The 19,170-nt window shown below is 67.7% G+C and carries 19 protein-coding genes and 1 tRNA gene; 5 read left to right on the top strand and 15 right to left on the bottom strand.

Annotation, left to right across the window (positions count from 1 at the left end; translation table 11 throughout):
- Positions 1-92: 92 nt before the first annotated feature.
- The 3 genes from AC1G9L_RS06945 (at position 93) to AC1G9L_RS06935 (ending at position 3,385) form a co-directional block, all read left to right on the top strand.
- On the top strand, positions 93-659 hold the full coding sequence (locus AC1G9L_RS06945; protein ID WP_019799906.1) for a Dps family protein: 567 nt from the start codon (positions 93-95) through the stop codon (positions 657-659).
- A 250-nt stretch (positions 660-909) separates the two neighbouring features.
- Positions 910-2,718, top strand: coding sequence for a DNA helicase RecQ (recQ, locus tag AC1G9L_RS06940; protein ID WP_481070557.1), 1,809 nt, complete (start codon positions 910-912; stop codon positions 2,716-2,718).
- A 172-nt stretch (positions 2,719-2,890) separates the two neighbouring features.
- Entirely contained in the window at positions 2,891-3,385 is a 495-nt protein-coding gene (locus tag AC1G9L_RS06935) for a hypothetical protein (RefSeq protein ID WP_019799904.1), read from the top strand.
- An 86-nt stretch (positions 3,386-3,471) separates the two neighbouring features.
- Here AC1G9L_RS06935 and AC1G9L_RS06930 read toward each other — a convergent pair whose 3' ends face one another.
- Positions 3,472-4,443, bottom strand: coding sequence for an IS110 family RNA-guided transposase (locus AC1G9L_RS06930; RefSeq protein WP_481069694.1), 972 nt, complete (start codon positions 4,441-4,443; stop codon positions 3,472-3,474).
- 729 nt (positions 4,444-5,172) lie between these two features.
- Here AC1G9L_RS06930 and AC1G9L_RS06925 point away from each other — a divergent pair.
- Positions 5,173-5,799 (top strand): TetR family transcriptional regulator, encoded by a 627-nt coding sequence (locus AC1G9L_RS06925; RefSeq protein WP_019800529.1) that lies wholly within the window; start codon positions 5,173-5,175, stop codon positions 5,797-5,799.
- 264 nt (positions 5,800-6,063) lie between these two features.
- Here AC1G9L_RS06925 and AC1G9L_RS06920 read toward each other — a convergent pair whose 3' ends face one another.
- Positions 6,064-6,972, bottom strand: coding sequence for an ArgP/LysG family DNA-binding transcriptional regulator (locus tag AC1G9L_RS06920; protein ID WP_019800528.1), 909 nt, complete (start codon positions 6,970-6,972; stop codon positions 6,064-6,066).
- A gap of 104 nt (positions 6,973-7,076) precedes the next feature.
- Between AC1G9L_RS06920 and AC1G9L_RS06915 the strand changes: the two genes are divergently transcribed.
- Positions 7,077-7,694 carry a LysE family transporter gene (locus AC1G9L_RS06915; RefSeq protein ID WP_019800527.1) on the top strand — a complete coding sequence of 206 codons (618 nt, stop codon included), beginning with the start codon at positions 7,077-7,079 and terminating at the stop codon, positions 7,692-7,694.
- A gap of 256 nt (positions 7,695-7,950) precedes the next feature.
- Here AC1G9L_RS06915 and AC1G9L_RS06910 read toward each other — a convergent pair whose 3' ends face one another.
- From AC1G9L_RS06910 to AC1G9L_RS06850, 13 genes are all read right to left on the bottom strand, one after another.
- Complete coding sequence (locus AC1G9L_RS06910; RefSeq protein ID WP_019800526.1) at positions 7,951-8,190, bottom strand: hypothetical protein; 240 nt, start codon at positions 8,188-8,190, stop codon at positions 7,951-7,953.
- Positions 8,191-8,652: 462 nt separating this feature from the next.
- A tRNA-Lys gene (locus tag AC1G9L_RS06905) sits at positions 8,653-8,728 on the bottom strand.
- A 64-nt stretch (positions 8,729-8,792) separates the two neighbouring features.
- Positions 8,793-9,458, bottom strand: coding sequence for a 7-cyano-7-deazaguanine synthase QueC (gene queC, locus AC1G9L_RS06900; protein ID WP_026143259.1), 666 nt, complete (start codon positions 9,456-9,458; stop codon positions 8,793-8,795).
- A 183-nt stretch (positions 9,459-9,641) separates the two neighbouring features.
- On the bottom strand, positions 9,642-10,319 hold the full coding sequence (gene queE, locus AC1G9L_RS06895; protein ID WP_019801898.1) for a 7-carboxy-7-deazaguanine synthase QueE: 678 nt from the start codon (positions 10,317-10,319) through the stop codon (positions 9,642-9,644).
- 46 nt (positions 10,320-10,365) lie between these two features.
- On the bottom strand, positions 10,366-11,193 hold the full coding sequence (gene ybgF, locus AC1G9L_RS06890; RefSeq protein WP_481070556.1) for a tol-pal system protein YbgF: 828 nt from the start codon (positions 11,191-11,193) through the stop codon (positions 10,366-10,368).
- A 6-nt stretch (positions 11,194-11,199) separates the two neighbouring features.
- Positions 11,200-11,718, bottom strand: coding sequence for a peptidoglycan-associated lipoprotein Pal (pal, locus tag AC1G9L_RS06885; protein ID WP_010344309.1), 519 nt, complete (start codon positions 11,716-11,718; stop codon positions 11,200-11,202).
- Positions 11,719-11,786: 68 nt separating this feature from the next.
- On the bottom strand, positions 11,787-13,106 hold the full coding sequence (gene tolB / locus AC1G9L_RS06880; RefSeq protein ID WP_010344310.1) for a Tol-Pal system beta propeller repeat protein TolB: 1,320 nt from the start codon (positions 13,104-13,106) through the stop codon (positions 11,787-11,789).
- A 171-nt stretch (positions 13,107-13,277) separates the two neighbouring features.
- Entirely contained in the window at positions 13,278-14,279 is a 1,002-nt protein-coding gene (gene tolA / locus AC1G9L_RS06875) for a cell envelope integrity protein TolA (RefSeq protein WP_019800775.1), read from the bottom strand.
- Positions 14,269-14,706: a protein TolR gene (tolR, locus tag AC1G9L_RS06870; RefSeq protein ID WP_010344312.1), complete on the bottom strand. Its 438-nt coding sequence runs from the start codon at positions 14,704-14,706 to the stop codon at positions 14,269-14,271. The genes tolA and tolR overlap by 11 nt, the downstream gene beginning before the upstream one ends.
- A gap of 37 nt (positions 14,707-14,743) precedes the next feature.
- The gene (gene tolQ / locus AC1G9L_RS06865) at positions 14,744-15,520 is read right to left on the bottom strand and encodes a protein TolQ (protein WP_010344313.1); all 777 of its coding nucleotides are present in this window, start codon (positions 15,518-15,520) and stop codon (positions 14,744-14,746) included.
- Positions 15,517-15,990: a tol-pal system-associated acyl-CoA thioesterase gene (gene ybgC, locus AC1G9L_RS06860; protein WP_209029588.1), complete on the bottom strand. Its 474-nt coding sequence runs from the start codon at positions 15,988-15,990 to the stop codon at positions 15,517-15,519. Before ybgC ends, tolQ begins: the two co-directional genes overlap by 4 nt.
- A 39-nt stretch (positions 15,991-16,029) precedes the next feature.
- A complete protein-coding gene (gene ruvB / locus AC1G9L_RS06855) occupies positions 16,030-17,067 on the bottom strand; it encodes a Holliday junction branch migration DNA helicase RuvB (protein ID WP_019800777.1) in 1,038 nt (345 codons plus the stop codon).
- Between the two features lie 131 nt (positions 17,068-17,198).
- Complete coding sequence (locus AC1G9L_RS06850; RefSeq protein ID WP_010344316.1) at positions 17,199-19,112, bottom strand: potassium transporter Kup; 1,914 nt, start codon at positions 19,110-19,112, stop codon at positions 17,199-17,201.
- Positions 19,113-19,170: the final 58 nt, after the last annotated feature.

Here is a 19,170-nt window from a genome sequence, read left to right as displayed (position 1 = left end):
AATCGGATGCCATTGAACGTTGAATCACAGCACATGCTTTAGTCTGTCTATTGTGACGCCATCTCGTCTGTAACCCCCAAAGAGGAATTCCCATGGCCAAGAACAAGACCCCAGGCAAGACCAAGAACGCCGCCAGCAAGGCCGTCGCCGGCCAGCCGCTGGCCGGCCTGGCGCCGTCCGCGCCCAACATCGATATCGGGATCGGTGGCGGCGATCGCAAGAAGATCGCCGACGGCCTGTCGCACTACATGGCCGACGCCTTCACCCTGTACCTGAAGACCCACAACTTCCACTGGAACGTGACCGGGTCGATGTTCAACTCGCTGCACCTGATGTTCGAGACCCAGTACACCGAGCAGTGGGCGGCGCTGGACGACGTCGCCGAGCGCATCCGCGCCCTGGGCTTCAACGCCCCCGGTTCGTACAAGGAATACGCCGCGCTGACCTCGATCCCGGAAGAGGAAGGCCTCGGCGACAGCGCCGACTGGCGCGAGATGGTGCGCCAGCTGGTGGTCGGCAACGAAGCGGTGTGCCGCACCGCGCGCAAGGTGCTCAAGACCGCCGACGACGCCGGCGACGACCCGTCGGTGGACCTGCTGACCCAGCGCCTGCAGACCCACGAGAAATACGCCTGGATGCTGCGCTCGCTGCTGCAGTAAGCGCTGCCGCCCTGCCTGCCCGGCAGGCAGGGCCAGCCGCCCGCGCGCCCCGCCGCGCGGAGCGAGACGTTGGCTGGGTGCACTGTGGGAGGGACTTCGGTCCCGACGCCTTTCGATCTCGGCCCCGGCAGGCTTCGTCTGCCGCGACCGCAAGGCAGTCGCCACCTACAGACCAGCGCGCGTTCGCCTGACACGCGCTTGCGCAGACCAGGAAGGCAACCGCCCTTGCGCGGCGCGGTATCCTACACAGATGTCTTCCCCCGCCCACGCCTTGCTCAGCCGCGTCTTCGGCTACGACCAGTTCCGCGGTCTGCAGCAGGACATCGTCGAACACGTCGCCGCCGGCCACGACGCGCTGGTGCTGATGCCCACCGGCGGCGGCAAGTCGCTGTGCTACCAGATCCCCTCGCTGCTGCGCGACGGCACCGGCATCGTCATCTCGCCGCTGATCGCGCTGATGCAGGACCAGGTCGAGGCGCTGCGCCAGCTCGGCGTGCGCGCCGAATACCTCAACTCCACTCTGGACGGCGAGACCGCGCAGCGGGTCGAGCGCGCTCTGCTGGCCGGCGAACTGGATCTGCTGTACGTCGCTCCCGAACGGCTGCTGACCCCGCGCTTCCTGTCGCTGATCGAGCGCAGCCGCATCGCCCTGTTCGCCATCGACGAGGCGCACTGCGTGTCGCAGTGGGGCCACGACTTCCGCCCCGAATACCGCCAGCTCACCGTGCTGCACGAGCGCTGGCCGCAGACGCCGCGCATCGCCCTCACCGCCACCGCCGACCCGCCGACCCAGCGCGAGATCGCCGAGCGCCTGGACCTGGCGCAGGCCCGCCATTTCGTCAGTTCCTTCGACCGCCCCAACATCCGCTACACCGTGGTGCAGAAGGACAATGCGCGGCGCCAGCTGCTGGACTTCCTGCGCGCGCACCGCGGCAGCGCCGGCATCGTCTACTGCATGTCGCGGCGCAAGGTCGAGGAAACCGCCGACTTCCTGGTCCGCGAGGGTCTTAACGCCCTGCCCTACCACGCCGGCCTGCCGGCCGAGGTGCGCGCCGACAACCAGCGCCGCTTCCTGCGCGAGGACGGCATCGTGATGTGCGCCACTATCGCCTTCGGCATGGGCATCGACAAGCCCGACGTGCGCTTCGTCGCCCACACCGACCTGCCCAAGTCGCTGGAGGGCTACTACCAGGAGACCGGCCGCGCCGGCCGCGACGGCGAGGCCGCCGAGGCCTGGCTGTGCTACGGCCTGGGCGACGTGGTGCTGCTCAAGCAGATGATCGAACAGGGCGAGGCCGGCGAAGAACGCAAGCGCGTGGAACGGCGCAAGCTCGACCAGTTGCTGGGCTACTGCGAATCGATGCAGTGCCGGCGCCAGGTGCTGCTGGCCGGCTTCGGCGAGACCTACCCGCAGCCCTGCGGCAACTGCGACAACTGCCTGCAGCCGGCCGACGCCTGGGACGCCACGGTGGCGGTGCAGAAAGCGCTGAGCTGCGTGTACCGCAGCGGCCAGCGCTTCGGCGTCGGCCACCTGATCGACATCCTGCGCGGCAACGAGGGCGAAAAGATCAAGCAGTTCGGCCACGACCAGCTCAGCACCTACGGCATCGGCAAGGACCTGGACGCGCGCGCCTGGCGCGGCGTGTTCCGGCAACTGGTCGCCACCGGCCTGCTGGAAGTGGACAGCGACGCCTACGGCGGCCTGCGCCTCACCGACGCCAGCCGCCAGGTGCTCAAGGGCGAACGCAAGATCATGATGCGCCGCGAACTGCCCAGCCGCGGCCGCGAACGCGGCGACCGCAGCGGCAGCCCGCGCACCGGCGTGCCGGTGCAGGCGCAGGACCTGCCGCTGTTCAATGCGCTGCGCGACCTGCGCGCCGGCCTGGCCAAGGAACAGAACGTGCCGGCCTTCGTGATCTTCCACGACAGCACCTTGCGCAACATCGCCGAGCAGCGCCCGACCAGTCTGGACGAACTGGCGCGGGTCGGCGGGATCGGCGGCAGCAAGCTGGCCCGCTACGGCCAGCAACTGATCGATATCGTCCTGCAGCAAGGCTAGCGGCGCCAGGTGCGAGGCGCCGCTTGCCGGCGCATCGCGAAAGATGGCCGGCGCCGGCAAGAAAATTTCCCGGTGCCGACAGGCCGGGTTCAACGTGGTATTGATAGCGTCAGCGTCATGGCGGGGAGTTTCACCGACCCCGCCCGGCCCTCTCTCTCCTGGCGGATGCCCGATGAACCGCAGCCTCCTTTTTCTCGTCTGCACCCTGCTCGCCGGCCCCGCCCTGGCCCAGACTGCCGATGCCACCAGCGACAGCGAGGCCGCCAAGCGCAAGCTCGACCTGAGTGTGCCCCAGCAGCCGATCACCTATGCCGATCCCGGCACCAAGGCCGATCCGCCGGGCACCTACTACGGCGACACCAGCGGCACCTCCGCCTCGGCGCAAAAGGCCGCCGCCGCTCAGGCGCGCGCCGAGGCCCTGCAGGCACAGGCCGACCGCTGCAACGGCGACGTGCACGGCAGCGTCGCCACCGGCATCGGCTATTCCACGCATGGCGGCAACAGCAACTACCAGGCCGCCAATCTGAACATGTGCAAGACCTCCTACACCGACGACGGCAAGCCGCGGCAGATGGGCATCAGCATCAGCGTCGGCCGCGGCGATGGCCCGGCATTCGGTCGCGGCTACTATCCTGGCGCGTACGGCCCGCCGCCGTTCGGCTGGTAAGCGCGGCGACGCGAGGGCAGCGCCAACAAGCCACGCCCGCCACGGTCGAACCGATGCACGTAACCTCGTAGATACCGTCTTACCCCCTAGCAGGCAAGGCCCCTTTTCGGATCGAACGCCGTGCCCGATTTGAGAACCCCGTAGGCCAGGTGCAGCAGCTTGCGCATGGCAGCGCACACGATCTGCTTGCCGGCTTTGCCGCGTTCGCTCAGCCGCTGTTTCAGCGTCCGGATGATCGGGTTGTGGGTCATGGCCACCAGGGCCGGCATGAACAGGCCCGCGCGCAGGCGGGGCGAGCCGGTGCGCGAGATGCAGACGTGGCCTTTGCGCTCGCCTGACTCCTGTAGGCACGGATTCAGGCCCGCGAAGGCGGTCACCGCCGAGGCATTGGCGAAGCGCCTCACATCGCCAAGCTCGGCCAGCATCAAGGCCGCGCTGGTGTCGGCAATGCCCTGGATGCTCACCAGCAGCTCGCGCTGCCCACGCAAGGTCGGATCCTGGTCGATATGGTCATCGATGGCCTGCTCGATCTGGGCGATGTGGTGTTGCAGATCGGCCAGATGGACCTGGATCGAGTCCTTCACCTGGGCCGGAGCGACCTCCAGCCGGTTGCGCTCCATCTGCAGCATCTGTTGCAGGTCCTGGCGCCGGCGCACCAGCGCTTTGAGTTGCTTGAGCGCCGGCGGATCAGGGGACCAACGGCGCAACTGCTCGCGATGACGCAGGGCATAACTGGCGATCAGCTTGGCATCGCTGCGATCGGTCTTGACCCGGCTGAGTTGGCTGCGTGCGTACGCGGCCGTCTGCGCCGGATTGAGCACGCACACCCGATAGCCTTGTGCGTGGAGGAACTCGGCCAGCGCCTGGTGGTAGGTGCCGGTGGCCTCCATGGCGATCCAGCTATCGGGCTGCGCATGCGTCTGCAGCCATGCCTGCAGGGCCTGGAAGCCCTTGGCATCGTTGGACAACTTGGCCTTGGTACGGTGCTTGCCATTGGTCAGATCGATGGCCACATCGAAACTGCGTTTGGCGACGTCGATGCCGATGACGGGAGACATACGCGATTCCTCCATCGTGTCAGGGTCATGATCGGCGCTGGGCCCGGTCCTGCCTTGTCGATGCGAGTTCACGCCCGGGGGCGGACTCTGGATACCGTTCGGACACACAAGGGCCAGCATGTGGAGGGCGGAGCCGATCTACGATGCAAGCTCGAAGCTTTAGGAGCGACTGGACCTCCCACACCTCCTCCGATGATCAGTCGGAAGACATGACGCCTGTTTAGGGGCGATATGTCCAGATACAAGGAGCGGCTTCAGCCGCGACAGGCTTTCCCGGTAACGCCTCATCGCGGCTGAAGCCGCTCCTACCGCGCACTTCCCGACGTGATTGCCAGCGCCCGCGGCTCTCCCGGCCGGGTACGCACGCGGCCTGGAACTCCCGGCAGCACGTCCCGAGTCGCGTCGCCCCGCGGTGCTTCATGTCGAGTCAGCACCCCTGAAACCGCCAGGGCCAGCTCGCGCTCCTCTACACGTCCCCAATCATGCAGTGCGCATTGCGAGCACGAAGCGTGCACCAATGCCCCCATCCAAGAGTGGCGGCCGTCACGCGCGTGGCGACGGGATCGACCAACGTGCCGCCGCACGCGCCGCAGCAACGCATCGCGTCTACAATCGCGCTGCACCGGCATCTGCACATGCGGCGGCGGCACGCACTAAAGCGTGCGCGCCGCGGACAGGCGCCAGGCGATATTCCCTCCATGTGGCACCGCTTCCCCCCGAGCCCACGCCATGTCCAACGTAGTCCGGCTGCACAGCGCCCGCGAACGCGAGCAGCGCCTGCACGATGACGTCCTCGATGCGGCCGAGCGCTGCATCGTCGAAAACGGCCTCGGCGCCACCACCTTCGAACTGATCGCCGGGACCGCCGACGTCTCCTGCAGCGCGGTGCGCCGGCAGTTCGACGATAAGCGCGGCCTGGTCCAGGCACTGATGGAACGCGACTACGAGCGCGCGATCCGCACGATGTGGCTGCTGCAACCGCCACCGCACCAGGACGCCACCGCCTTCATCGCCGGTGCGCTAGAAGAATGGCTGGTGGCCGATGCCAACCAGCGCCGGCGACGCCTGGACCTGGAGATGGATCTGGCCGCCGCGCGCGATCCGGAACTGGCGCAGTACGCGCGCCGGCTCAACGTCTCCCTGGTGCAGAACCTGGGCGACCTGCTGCGACGCATGCTGCGCGACCACGGCTGGAGCGGCGGCGAGGCGGAGTTCCAGGCCCGCGTCTATGCGGTCGCCGCGATGTGCGGCGGCCTGCACATGATGATGACCACGGGCGTAGAGCTCAACCGCATGCACCTGCAGTTGATCCTCAGCGAAAGTCTGGCCCGGATCTTCAGTACGGCACGCACCTGACGCTGTCCTGCGCCACTCCCTGCGTCCCGCCGATCGTCCATCTGCATCTCCAAAGCACCGACGCGGCGCCTGGTGCGGCCTGCCGACGCCGTCCTTGGTCACCGCAGGCACCACGCCTTTGCACGGAACTGCATGCGAGCGGCGCCATCCCCGGCATGGCCCGTCGGATCCAGCGCAACGCGCGATATCGATGCTTGAGGCCACCGCAAGCAACGCTGTCTGGGCGATGTTCGACGCCGGAGCAGGCGACCACCGCGAGGCCACTCAGGCAGGCGCTGATGGCGCATGCATCTGCCCCGCCGCGTTACGCAACGCCCGACCGATGTGCTGCAGGGTGCTGGAACGCACCGCCACGTGCTGCCAGTACAACGGCACGTCGAGCCAGCGCTGCGGATCGACGACGACGATCTGTCGCTGCCGCAGCGCGGCCACCAGCATCTGCTCCGGCGCCAGACACCAGCCCAGGCCGCGCGCGGCGGCCTCGACGAAGCCGATGGAGGTCGGCAGGTAGTGGATCGGCGGGTGCAACCGCGCACGGGTGATGCGACGCACGAAGCGTGCCTGCAGCGCGTCCTTGCGGTTGTAGACGATCATCGGGGCGCGGGCCAGCGCTGCCGCATCCAGGCCATCGGCGAAGTAGCGGTCGAAAAAGACCGGCGAGGCGATCGCGCGGTAGCGCATCGCCCCCAGCGCCAGCACATTGCAGCCCTGCAAGGCCTTGCCGACGGAAGTGACGGCGCCGAGCACCGCGCCACTGCGCAGCAGCTCCAGCGTGTGGTCCTGGTCGTCCACGTGGATGTCGAACAGGAACCCGTGCGCATCGTGCAGGGCCGCCAGCGCGTCCAGGAACCAGGTCTGCAGCGAATCGTCGTTGACGGCGATGGCGATGCTGCGGGCCGCTGCGCTGCTGGCAGGCGCCGGCAGCAGATCGGCCACCGCCTCAGCCTCCAGCACCTGCATCGGCCGCACACTGCGCAGCAGGCGCTCGCCGGCAGGCGTCGGCCGGCAGGGAGCCTGGCGCACGATCAGCACCTGGCCGAGCCGGTCTTCCAACGCCTTGATCCGCTGCGAGACCGCCGACGGCGTCAACGCCAGGCGGCGCGCGGCGGCCTCGAAGCTGCCTTCTTCCAGCACGGCGGCGAAGGCGGACAGTTGGGGATGAAGCAGATCCATGGCAGCAAGGCAGATTAGGAACGCTTCACAGCCTACAGAAAAATGAGTTTGGCTAATCCTGCTGGCACATGCAGCATGCTTGCCCACGCCACCGGGCACTCCCCATGTTGCTGCACGCACTGTTGGCCGGCCTCGCCGCCGGCGCCAGCCTGGTCGTCGCCATCGGCGCACAGAACGCCTTCGTACTGCGCCAGGGACTGCAGCGTCGGCATGTCGGCCTAGTCGTGGCCGTGTGCGCCGCCAGCGATATCGCGCTGATCGTCCTCGGCGTCTCCGGCATCGGTGCCGTCGTGGACGCATGGCCCGGCGTGCTGCAGGCATTGCGTTTCGGCGGCGCGGCCTTCCTTGGCGCTTACGCCCTGCTGGCGGCACGACGCGCCTGGCGCGGCACTGGCGGCCTGCAGGCGCAGGGCAGCGATTCGCAACGCTGGCAGCGCGTCCTGCTGACCTGCCTGGCCTTCACCTTCCTCAATCCGCATGTCTACCTGGACACCATGGTGCTGCTGGGCAGCCTCTCCACGCGCTACCCGGGACAGCTGCGCTGGGCGTTCGCACTCGGCGCCTGCCTGGCCAGCGCGACCTGGTTCAGCAGCCTGGGCTACGGCGCGCGGTTGCTGCAGCCGGTGTTCCGCAAGCCCGCCGCGTGGCGGCTGCTGGATGCGGCGGTCGCACTGTTCATGCTGGGCTTGTGCCTCGCGTTGCTCCTGCAGCCCCTTGGATGAACGCTCGGAAGCGTTGAACACCGACACAGTACGACTGCGCCAATGCAGCGACGCCGACATCCGAGACGCCAAGCACGTGCCAGCACCGTCCACTCTGATCACCCCTCAGCGGGCGCAGACTTTCAACACGGCAGAGATGGCGCGGGTGTGTGCGCTTTAGCTGTCCCCCGCGACACGAATGAAGCGAGCAACAAAAACCCCGGCGCGTGGCCGGGGCTCGGAAGGTGCTGATGTTGGCGCGCGCCGCGGCGTCGGATCAGTCCCAGAAGTTGTTGTAGTCGCGCGCCTTCTTGTCTGGTGCCTGGGAGCTGACCAGTTCGCAGTCGCTGGAGACCGGCGGGTTGCCCGAGTCGATCGACGCACAGACGAAGCGCGCCAGGTCGCCGACCTTGGCACCGGTCGCTGGGACATGAGCGCCACCTCTCAGGGTGGTGCTTCCGGCGCTGACGTCCACGACGGTCCCGACGATCTCTGGGCGCATGTCGTCGTCCGGCATGCTGGCAATCGTGAGTGGTTTGCGCTAGACCATATAGCGGCCAGATTGGGCGGCGTGTACGGACACGGAAAAAAGCGCCAGGACGGCGGTGAAAACAAAAGCCTTCGATCGCATAGCAAGTCCCCTGTAGACAAAATTCATGATAGCAGCTTGAACTGAGTGTTCAGATGCAGGGAAGGGACATGCGTGCCGCTTCGGCAGCCTCTGAGAGCGTTCACCATGCGCCGCCAAGAAAGGCGTCATCGCCGCCGGTCATCGCGTTGCGTCGCACGGCCACGACGCATCGAGGCCACCGTGGATTCGGATGACGAGGGCACAGGCGGCTGCAAAACGAAGTCAATGCGGCAATGCTGCGAACACGCACTGCCGAGCATGGATGCAGCAACTACCGTCGTTTTCAGGAGAGCTTTCAGGAGCCGGCGAAAAAACCAGCAAAGGCGACGCCTAACTCTTTGAGACTCGTGGTGGGCCGTGATGGATTCGAACCATCGACCAAAAGATTAAAAGTCTTCTGCTCTACCGACTGAGCTAACGGCCCAAAACAAGACCCCGGCGTTGCACCGGGGCGCGTAGTCTACCCCAGCACGGGGCGTTTCGCGAAATCAGGCGTAGCGGGTCGGGTCGGCGACGCCCGCGTCGGCGAAGCCGGCAGCGCGCAGGCGGCAGGCGTCGCAGTGGCCGCAGGCGCGGCCGGCGTCGTCGGCGCGGTAGCAAGACACGGTCAGGCCGAAGTCCACGCCCAGGCGCACGCCCTCGCGCACGATGTCGGCCTTGCTCATGTGCTGCAGCGGCGCGTGCACGCGCAGCCCGGCGCCCTCCACCCCGGCCTTGGTCGCCAGGTTGGCCAGGGTCTGGAACGCGTCGATGAACTCGGGGCGGCAATCGGGATAGCCGGAATAGTCCACGGCGTTGACCCCGCAGAAGATGTCGGCCGCGCCCAGCACCTCGGCCCAGCCCAGCGCCACCGACAGCATGATGGTGTTGCGCGCCGGCACGTAGGTGACCGGAATGCCGTCGCCGCCGGCATCCGGCACCTCGATGTCGTCGGTCAGCGCGGAGCCGCCGATGCTGCGCAGATCGACGTTGACGGTCTTGTGCGCCACCGCGCCGAGCGCACTGGCGACGCGCGCGGCCGCGTCCAGTTCGGAGGTGTGGCGCTGGCCGTAGCGGACGCTCAGGGCATGCACGGCGAAACCCTGCGCACGGGCAATGGCGACGACGACGGCGGAGTCCATGCCACCGGAGAGAAGGACGACGGCGTTTTTCATCTGGATGCCGGGAGTGGGGAATGGGGAAACGGGAATGGGAAGAGCGTAGCAGTCAGGCTGAACCGGGAAGATCGAAGATCTTCGAGAAGCGAAAGCGGATCAGGTAGAGCCACGCCTACCGTGCGGCGCTTTTCCGATTCCCGCTTCCCCATTCCCGATTCCCGGCTGCGCGCCAGCGCGCAGCTATCGGCCAGGCTCGTCGTTCCACAACAGCTTGTGCAACTGCATCTGGAACCGCACCGGCAGGCGGTCGGCGACGATCCAGTCGGCCAGGTCGCGCGCGGTCAGTTCGCTCTTGCTCGGCGAGAACCAGACCGTGCAGCGGGTCTCCAGCCGGTGTTCGGCGACCACGCTGCGCGCCCACTCGTAGTCGGCGCGGCCGCACAGGACGAACTTGATCTGGTCGCGCGCGGTCAGCAGCGGCAGGTTCCCCCAGCGGTTGCGGTGCGCCTCCTGCGACGCCGGGGTCTTGATGTCGAGCACCCGCGACACGCGCGGGTCGACTTCGGCGATGTCCAGCGCCCCGGAGGTCTCCAGCGACACGTCGTAGCCGGCGTCGCACAGGCGCTGCAGCAGCTGCAGGCAGCGTTTCTGCGCCAGCGGTTCGCCACCGGTGACGCAGACATGGCGCACGCCGTGGCGCGCCACCTCGTCGAGGATCGCGTCGATGTCCCACCATTGCCCGCCGTGGAAGGCGTAGGCGGTGTCGCAGTAGCTACAGCGCAGCGGGCAGCCGGTGAGACGTACGAACACGGTCGGCCAGCCGGCGCTCTCGGCCTCGCCCTGCAGCGACAGGAAGATCTCCGTCAGCTTCAGGCGGGGCAGCGGGCTTTGGACGATATCGCTGGGAACGGCGGCCATGGCGGGAGAAGAGTGCTCCCGCGACGGCGGCGGCAGCGTTAGGGGCTCAGCGCAGCTGCTGGCCGAGACGGATCGACTGCAGGCGGTCCTGCGCGGTCCGCGCGGCATCGGACCCAGGATACTTCGCGCCGACCTGTTGCAGGGTCTGCTCGGCGTCCTGGACGCGGCCTTCGCCGTACTGGGACAGGCCGAGCTTGAGCAGCGCACCGGGCGCCTTGTCATGGGTCGGGTAGCGGCCGATCAGGTCCTGGAACTGGGCCTCGGCCAACTGGAAGTTCTTGGTGGCGTAGTAGCTTTCGCCGAGCCAGTACAGCGCGTTCGGCGCATACACGCCGTTCGGGTAGGCCTGCAGGAAGTTCTGGAACAGGTTCGCCGAGTCGGCGTACTTGCCCGCCTTGAGGGCGTCGAAGGCGACGTTGTAGGCGGCACGCTCGTCGCCGGCGGCCGCCAGGGTGCCGGCGTCGCCGTGCACCGACGGCGGCGGCTCGGCGACGGCGGACGGCTTGCCTGCGGGCGCGGCCGGCGGGACAGCCGGTGCGGCGCCATTGGCCGGCGGCAACGGCGGCGTCGCCCCTGCCCCTGCACCATTCTCGAGCCGGCCCACGCGGCCATCCAGGTCCAGGTACTGGTCCTTGATCTGCTGCTTGAGCTGGTCGTTGCTGTGCTGCAGTTGTTCGATCGTGGCCTCCATCGACTGCATCTGCGTCCGCAGCTGGTTGAGCTGGTTCAGCATGTCGGTGTTGGCTTGGGTATTCATGGCCTGCTGCTCGAGCGCGGAAACGCGGTCGGCCAGGCTTGCGCGCTGCGCATGAGCCGGCGCGGCGGCCACGAGGGCCGCCGCGACGATCATCGATGTAAGGACACCGATACGCATCTTTTCTTACTGCGCCGTGTAGACGATCTCGACGCGACGGTTCTGCGACCAGCAGGACTCGTTCGACTCGGTGCAAACCGGACGCTCTTCGCCGTAGCTGACCACGGTCAGCTGCGCAGCCGAGCCACCGTTGGCCTGCAGCGCCGAGGACACGGCGTTGGCACGACGCTCGCCCAGGCCCATGTTGTACTCGCGCGAACCGCGCTCGTCGGTGTTGCCCTGCAGGGTGATGCGCGAGGACGGACGGTCACGCAGGTACTTGGCGTGGCAGGCCATGATCGCCTGGAACTCCGGCTTCACGGTGTCCTTGTCCAGGTCGAAGTAGACCACGCGCTGACGCAGGCAGGAATCGGTGTCCAGGTCGCCCGGGCCATACAGACCGGAGGTCGACGGGCCGGTCGGGGCGGTGGTACCGGTGGTGCCGGTGGTGTCGGTCTGGGGCTGTTCCTTGACCTTCTTGGCGCAGCCGGCCAGAGCTGCAACGGACAACAGCGAAACAAGCAGAACGCGGGTGGTCTTGTTCATGGGGATACCTTGTGGCTCCTGGGCCGATGAGGGGTTCAACAGCGAAATATTAACACCAAACTTACATGTCAACGTGCGGTGCGATACGGCGACCAGGACGGCTCGCGCACGTCGCCATCGGCGAGCACCAGGCGCTGCCGCACGCGGGCATCGGCCGAGACCGCGTACAGCACGCCACGGCCGCCTTCACGCGCGGCATACAGCACCATGCTGGCGTTGGGGGCAAAGCTCGGCGACTCGTCCAGCGAGCCGGTCGACAGCGTGCTCCAGCGCGGCGAACCCAGGCTGCGGTCCATCATCGCGATCTTGTAGGTGTTGCCGCTGCCCTGCGCCACGACCAGCTTGTTGCCGTCGAAGGACACGCTCGGGGTCGCGTTGTAGTTGCCCTGGAAGGTGATGCGGGTGGCGCTGCCGCCGGTGGCCGGCACCTGATAGATCTGCGGGCGGCCGCTGCGGTCAGAGGTGAAGTAGATGCTGTTGCCGTCCGGCGCCCAGGTCGGCTCGGTGTCGATGCCGAAGTGGTTGGTTAGCTGGGTCAGCTGCTTGCTGCCCAGGTCCATCACGTAGATCTCCGGGTTGCCGCTGCGCGACAGCGCCAGTGCCAGCTTCTTGCCGTCCGGCGAGAACGACGGGGCGCCGTTGATGCCGCGGAAGCTGGAGACCAGCTGGCGCGCGCCGGTGGCGATGTCCTGGATGTAGATCGACGAGTTGCCGCGCTCGAAGCTCACGTAGGCCAGCTTCTTGCCGTCCGGGCTCCAGTTCGGCGACAGCAGCGGCTCGGCCGAGCGGACGATGGTCTGCGGGTTGTAGCCGTCGGAGTCGGCCACCATCAGCGCATAGCGCATCGCCCCGCCCTTGCCGCTGGCGGTGACGTAGGCGATGCGGGTCCAGAACGCGCCGCGCACGCCGGTGATCTTCTCGTAGATGGCATCGGCCATCTGGTGGGCGACATCGCGCATGGCGTTGGCGCGGGCGGTCATGGCCAGACCGAGCATGCGCTCGCCCTTGCCCACGTCGAACAGTTCGTACTCGACGCGGTAGGCGCCCTCGCCGGCGTCCATCACCCGACCGACGACCAGGTAGCTCTGCTTCAGCGCGCGCCAGGTGGCGAACTGCACCTCGCTGCCGCGGGTCGGCCGCTCGACGATCTGCGACTCGGGCAGGTTGCGGAACTGGCCGGAGCGATCCAGGTCGGCGCGGACCACGGCGGCGACATCGGTGCTCGGCGGGGTCGCCGAGCCCTGGTACGGCATCGGCACGACGGTGATCGGGGTCGCCGAGGCATTGCCGCCGACGATGTCGATTTCCAGGCCCTTGTCCTGCGCGGACGCGGCGAGAGGCAGCAACAGGGCAGTGAGAACGGCAAGCCAGCGCGGCAGTTTCTTCATGGGTCGCTCAGCAGGATCGGAAAGGCGCAAGAGATAGCAATGCGCGGGTGAACGTATTCGCAATCATGAACCATCGCCATGTGAAGCCGATGGCAGGACGCTCTCCATTATCGCCCATCGCCTGTCCGATGGATGGCCGACGCCGCGCGAACGCGGCGGTGGCCGTCGGGCTCATTGGTCCTGGGCAGTGAAGTTGAAGGTCAGATTGCGCGCGAACACGGTCTCGAAGCCGCGGTAGGGCAACGGCTGGGCGCGCAGCACCGCGGCCTCGATCGAGCGGCGACCAGCCTCGTCGTAGGGGCAGTCGGGGCTGACCTTGGCCTGCATGACCTGACCACCGGGAATCTGCGTGATCGAGATCTTGCACTTCTGCCCCAGCGGCACCGAGTCCGGGCGCACCCACTGGCTCAGCACGGCCTGCTGGATCGCCGCGGCGTACTTGGCCTGCAGGTCGGTATTGGTGCCGTTCTGGCCCGGCGCCTGCTGCGGCGTGGTGGCCGCGGCCGCCGATGCCTTCTTCGCGTTCAAGTCGGCGATCTGCTGCAGCTTCTGCTGGGCCAGTTGCGCCTCGCGCTCGAGCTTCTCGCGCTGCTTGCGGATGTCGGCGATCTTTTTCTGCCGCTCCTCTTCCTGCTGCGCGGCCAGGCGTTGCTTCTGCTCGGCCTCCTGCTGGCGCTTCTGCTCGGTCAGGTCGATCTGTTCCTGGCGGCGCTTGGCCTCCTGCTCCTGCTTCTCCTTTTCCTGGGAGATCGCGGTGCGGGTGGCGCGGTCCTGGTCGACCTTGTCGGGCACCGGGACGAAGTCCTGCGCCTTCTGCTGCTGCGGGGTCGGCGCCTGCTGCGGCTTGGGCGTGGGCAGCGGCTGCGGCGGCGGCACCGTGTCTTCCTCGGCGACGTCCTTGACCGGTTCGGGCAGCGGCTCGGGCAAGGGCTTGGGCGCGTCCTTCACCGCCTTCTGCGCCGAGCGCACGTCGGCGGCCGAGACCACCAGCGAGGCCTCGACCATCGGCGAACCGGCGGCCGGTTCGACCTGGCGTACCGGCGACCACCACCAGGCCAGGAAGAACAGCAGCGCGATCAGCACATGCACCAGCAACGCCAGGGCAACCCCGAGGATCAGGCCCTTGTCGTCGCCGCGCGGCTGCGGCGGGCGGAAATCGGCTTCAGCGTGCATTGTTTCCGGGCTGACTCATCAGGCCGACCTTGGGCACGCCGGCCTGCTGCAGCATGACCATGGTGTCCATGACCAGTTGATAGTTGGAGCTGCCGGGCGCGGCGACGAACACCGGCACGTCCTTGTTCTGGCCGACGAAGGCCTGGATCTTGGCCTTCAGTTCCGGCGCGGCGATCTTCTCCGGCTTACCGTCCTGCAGGGTCAGGGTGTAGCGGCCTTCGGCATCGACGGTGACGATCACCGGGTCCTTCTTGCTCTCCACCGAGCGCGCGGTGGAATCGGGCAGGTCCACGTCCACGCTCAGGCTGAGCAAGGGCGCGGTGACCATGAAGATGATCAGCAGCACCAGCATCACGTCGATGTACGGCACGACGTTGATCTCGGACTTGAGCTTGCGGCGCTTGCGACGGGAAATGGCGGCAGTCATGCGGGAATCCTGGGAGTCGTGGGCAGGCGGGCGACGCTCAGTCGCCGCTGGCCTGGCGCTGCAGGATGGAGCTGAACTCTTCGGAGAAGGTCTCGAAGCGCACGGCCAGGCGCTCGACCCGGGTGGTGAAGCGGTTGTAGGCCCACACCGCCGGGATCGCCACGAACAGGCCGATGGCGGTGGCGAACAGCGCCTCGGAGATGCCCGGCGCGACCGCGGCGATGCCCGCCTGCTGCCCGCTGTTGATCATGTCGTGCATGGTCACCATGATGCCGAACACGGTGCCGACCAGGCCCACGTAGGGCGCGGTGGAGCCGATGTTGGCGAGCAGTTCCAGGTTACGCTCCAGGCGGTCGACCTCGCGCGCGTAGGTGGCGCGCATCGCCCGCTGCGCGCCTTCCAGCTGGATGCGTGCGTCGAGCCGGCGCTTGTCGCGCAGGCGGGTGAATTCGCGGAACCCGGCCTCGAAGATCGCCTCCAGCCCGCCGACCACGCGATTGCGGTCGGTGGCGCCGGCGTAGAGCTTGCTCAGGTCGGTGCCGGACCAGAAGCGGTTCTCGAAGTCGTCGGCCTCGCGGTTGGCGTTCTTGAACACCTTGCCCTTGCGGAAGATGATGACCCAGCTGATCAGCGAGCCGAGCAGCAGCAGCAGCACGATCACCTTGACCGGCAGGCTGGCCTTGACCATCAGGTCCAGGTAGTTGATGCCGCCGTGGGCGGCGGTGCTGGCGACGGCCTGGGTGGCGGTCTGGGTCACGTCCTGCGGCAGCGCCTCCACCACCGTGTCCTGCAGGGCCAGGAGCAATGCGATCATCCGTCGTTCCTCAGTAATTCGGCTTCAGTGATTTCAAGAACTTTCAATGCATCGTGCAGCGCGTCGTCCATGCCGCGCGGGCGGAAGCTGCCGGCGCTGAGCGCCGCCACCCGCACCTGCGCGCGCAACAGCAGCTCCCCGTCGTCGCGGCGGATCGACTGCGCGAACACCAGGCTGGCGCGCTTGCAGTGCGACAGCGCGACGCCGACCTGCAGGGAATCGTCCAGGCGTGCCGGGCGCAGGAAGTCGAGCTGCATCGCGCGCACCGCGAACACCAGATCGTGTTGCAGGCGCAGACGCTCCTGACCATACCCCAGTGCCCGCAACCACTCCGTGCGCGCCCGCTCCAGGAAGGCCACGTAGCGCGCGTGGTAGACCACGCCACCGGCGTCGGTATCTTCCCAGTAGACGCGTGTCGGCCAACTGAATAGACGGGAATCGGGAACAGGGAATGGGGAATCGGCAGTCAAGAGCGGCGCTCCTGTCGGTAGCTGGATAACCAGAACATCCTAGAACAGCGCCCCCGATTCCCCATTCCCGATTCCCGATTCCCTGTTCTTGGGCTGCAAGCCCAAGTGCAGATAGGCCTTGTTGGTGGCCATGCGGCCGCGGGCGGTGCGGATCAGGTAGCCCTGCTGGATCAGGTAGGGCTCGATCACGTCCTCCAGGGTGCCGCGTTCCTCCGACAGCGAGGCGGCCAGCGACTCGACGCCGACCGGGCCGCCGTCGAAGTAGTCGATGATGGTGCGCAGCATGCGCCGGTCGAGTTCGTCGAAGCCCTCGGCGTCGACCTTGAGCATCTGCGTGGCGGCCTGCGCCACCGCCAGGTCGATCTGCCCGCCGGCGCGGACCTGGGCGAAGTCGCGGACCCGCCGCAGCAGGCGGTTGGCGATGCGCGGGGTGCCGCGCGCGCGGCGTGCGATCTCGGCGCAGCCGTCGGCGTTGCAGGCGATGCCGAGGATGCTGGCGGAGCGGCGCACGATCTGCGCCAGCTCGTTCGGGGTGTAGAAGGCCAGGCGCTGGACGATGCCGAAGCGGTCGCGCAAGGGCGCGGTCAGCAGGCCGGCGCGGGTGGTGGCGCCGATCAGGGTGAACGGCGGCAGGTCGATCTTGATCGAGCGCGCGGCCGGGCCCTCGCCGATCATGATGTCGATCTGGAAGTCTTCCATCGCCGGATACAGCACTTCCTCCACCACCGGCGACAGGCGGTGGATCTCGTCGATGAACAGCACGTCGTGCGGCTGCAGGTTGGTCAGCAGCGCGGCCAGGTCGCCGGCCTTCTCGATCACCGGGCCGGAGGTGACCCGCAGGTTGACCCCCAACTCGTTGGCGATGACGTGGCTCAGCGTGGTCTTGCCCAGGCCCGGCGGCCCGAAGATCAGCACATGGTCCATCGCCTCCCCGCGCGCCTTGGCCGCCTCGATGTAGATCGACAGCTGCTCGCGCACCGGCTGCTGGCCGAGGTAGTCGTCCAGCCGCTTGGGGCGGATGCTGGCCTCGGCCGCCTCATCCTCGCGGGTGGCGCTGCTGGCGATGATGCGGTCCATTTAGAGCCGGGATTGGGGAGTGGGGATTCGGGATTGGTAGCGCAATAGTATCGGCTGCGGGACGGTCTCAGCGCCATGGCCTTGACCAATCCCGAATCCCGACTCCCCAATCCCGGCCGCCGCAGGCGGCCTCAGATCTCCACCTGCGCGCCCAGTTCCACCAGGCGGTTGCCGGGGATGCGGAAGAAGCCGGTGGCGGGGGCGGCGTTGCGGTGCATGACCGCGAACAGCTTGTCGCGCCAGATCGGCATGCCGCGGTTGGCGCTGGCCACGATGGTCTCGCGGCTGGCGAAATAGGTGGTGTCCATCGGGTCGAAGTAGATCCCGCCCTGGTCGCAGGAGCGCATCAGCGCCAGCGGCACGTCCGGGGTCTCCATGAAGCCGAAGCGCACGTAGACGCGGTAGAACTCGTCGCCAATCGCGTCGATCTTCAGCCGCTGCCCGGCCGCCGCATACGGCACCTGCAGGGTCTCCACGGTCAGGAACACGTTGCGCTCGTGCAGCACCTTGTTGTGCTTGAGGTTGTGCATCAGCGCGTGCGGCACGACCATCGGGTCGGCGGTCAGGAACACCGCGGTGCCGGGCACGCGCACCGGCGGCGCCAGCATCAGCCCGGGCAGGAAGGTGTCGAGCTTGATGCCGTCCTTGCGGATCTCGTCGTGCAGCAGCTTGCGGCCGCGGCGCCAGGTGCGCATCAGGGTGAACAGGATCAGGCCCAGCAGCAGCGGGAACCAGGCGCCGTCCAGGAACTTGATGATGTTGGCGTAGAAGAACGCGCAGTCCACCGCCAGGAACACCAGCGCGAACAGCCACAGCAGCGGCGCCGGCACGCGCGGGTTGGCGCGCGCGTAGATGACCATCAGCACGGTGGTGATCAGCATGGTGCCGGTGACCGAGACGCCGTAGGCTGTGGCCAGCGAGGTCGAGTCGCCAAACCCGATCACCGCCACCACCACCAGCGCCAGCAGGCACCAGTTCACCGCCGGCACATAGATCTGGCCAATCGTGGAGTGCGAGGTGTGGCGGATGTGCATGCGCGGGATGTAGCCCAGCTGCATGGCCTGGCTGGCCACCGAGTAGGCGCCGGTGATCAGCGCCTGCGAGGCGATCACCGTGGCCGCGGTGGCCAGCACGATCATCGGGTACAGCGCCCACTCCGGCACCGCCTCGTAGAACGGATTGCTGACCGCAGCCGGGTCGCGCAGCACCAGCGCGCCCTGCCCCAGGTAGGTCAGGGTCAGCATCGGCAACACCACGCACTGCCAGGAGCGGCGGATCGCCTTGGCGCCGAAATGGCCCATGTCCGCGTAAAGCGCCTCGCCACCGGTCACCGCCAGCACCACCGCGCCGAGCACGAACACCGCGTGCCAGTTGTGTTCGGCGAAGAAGCGCACGCCCCACCAGGGGTTGAGCGCGTGCAGCACTTCCGGCGCCCGCGCCATGTTGTAGACGCCGATCGCGCCCAGCGCCACGAACCAGACCAGGGTGATCGGCCCGAACGCCTTGCCCACCCGCTCGGTGCCGTAGCGCTGGGCCATGAACAGCATCCCCAGCACCACCAGGGTGATCGGCACCACGAACGGTTCCAGCTTGGGCGCGGCCACCTCCAGGCCCTCCACCGCCGACAGCACCGAGATGGCCGGGGTGATCACGCCGTCGCCGAAGAACAGCGAGGCGCCGAAGATGCCGAGGATGCCGACCACGTACATCGAGCGCGAGCCGCCCGGCAGGGTCCGCTGCGCCAGCGCGGTCAGCGCCATGATGCCGCCCTCGCCGTCGTTGTCGGCGCGCATGATCACGGTGACGTACTTGACCGTGACCACCAGCATCAGCGCCCAGAACACCAGCGACAAGATGCCCAGCACGGTGTCGTGGTCCGGGGTCAGCCCGTAGTGCGGCGAGAACGCCTCCTTGAGCGTGTACAGCGGACTGGTGCCGATGTCGCCGAAGACCACGCCGATGGCGGTCAGCATCACCCCCAGGCCCGTTTTGGCATGCGGATCGTGGCTGCCCGGGCGGGCGGCGGAACTGGAGGAGCTGGACATGGTGGGAAGAGTAGCGCCAGAACGTGAAGAAAGAGCGGGGAGAAGCCGGGCCGACCGG

It is taken from the genome of Xanthomonas sp. NCPPB 1132 (genome assembly GCF_056629235.1).
The sequence above is the reverse complement of the archived record's forward strand: the minus strand, read 5'-3'. Positions and strand labels throughout refer to the sequence as shown.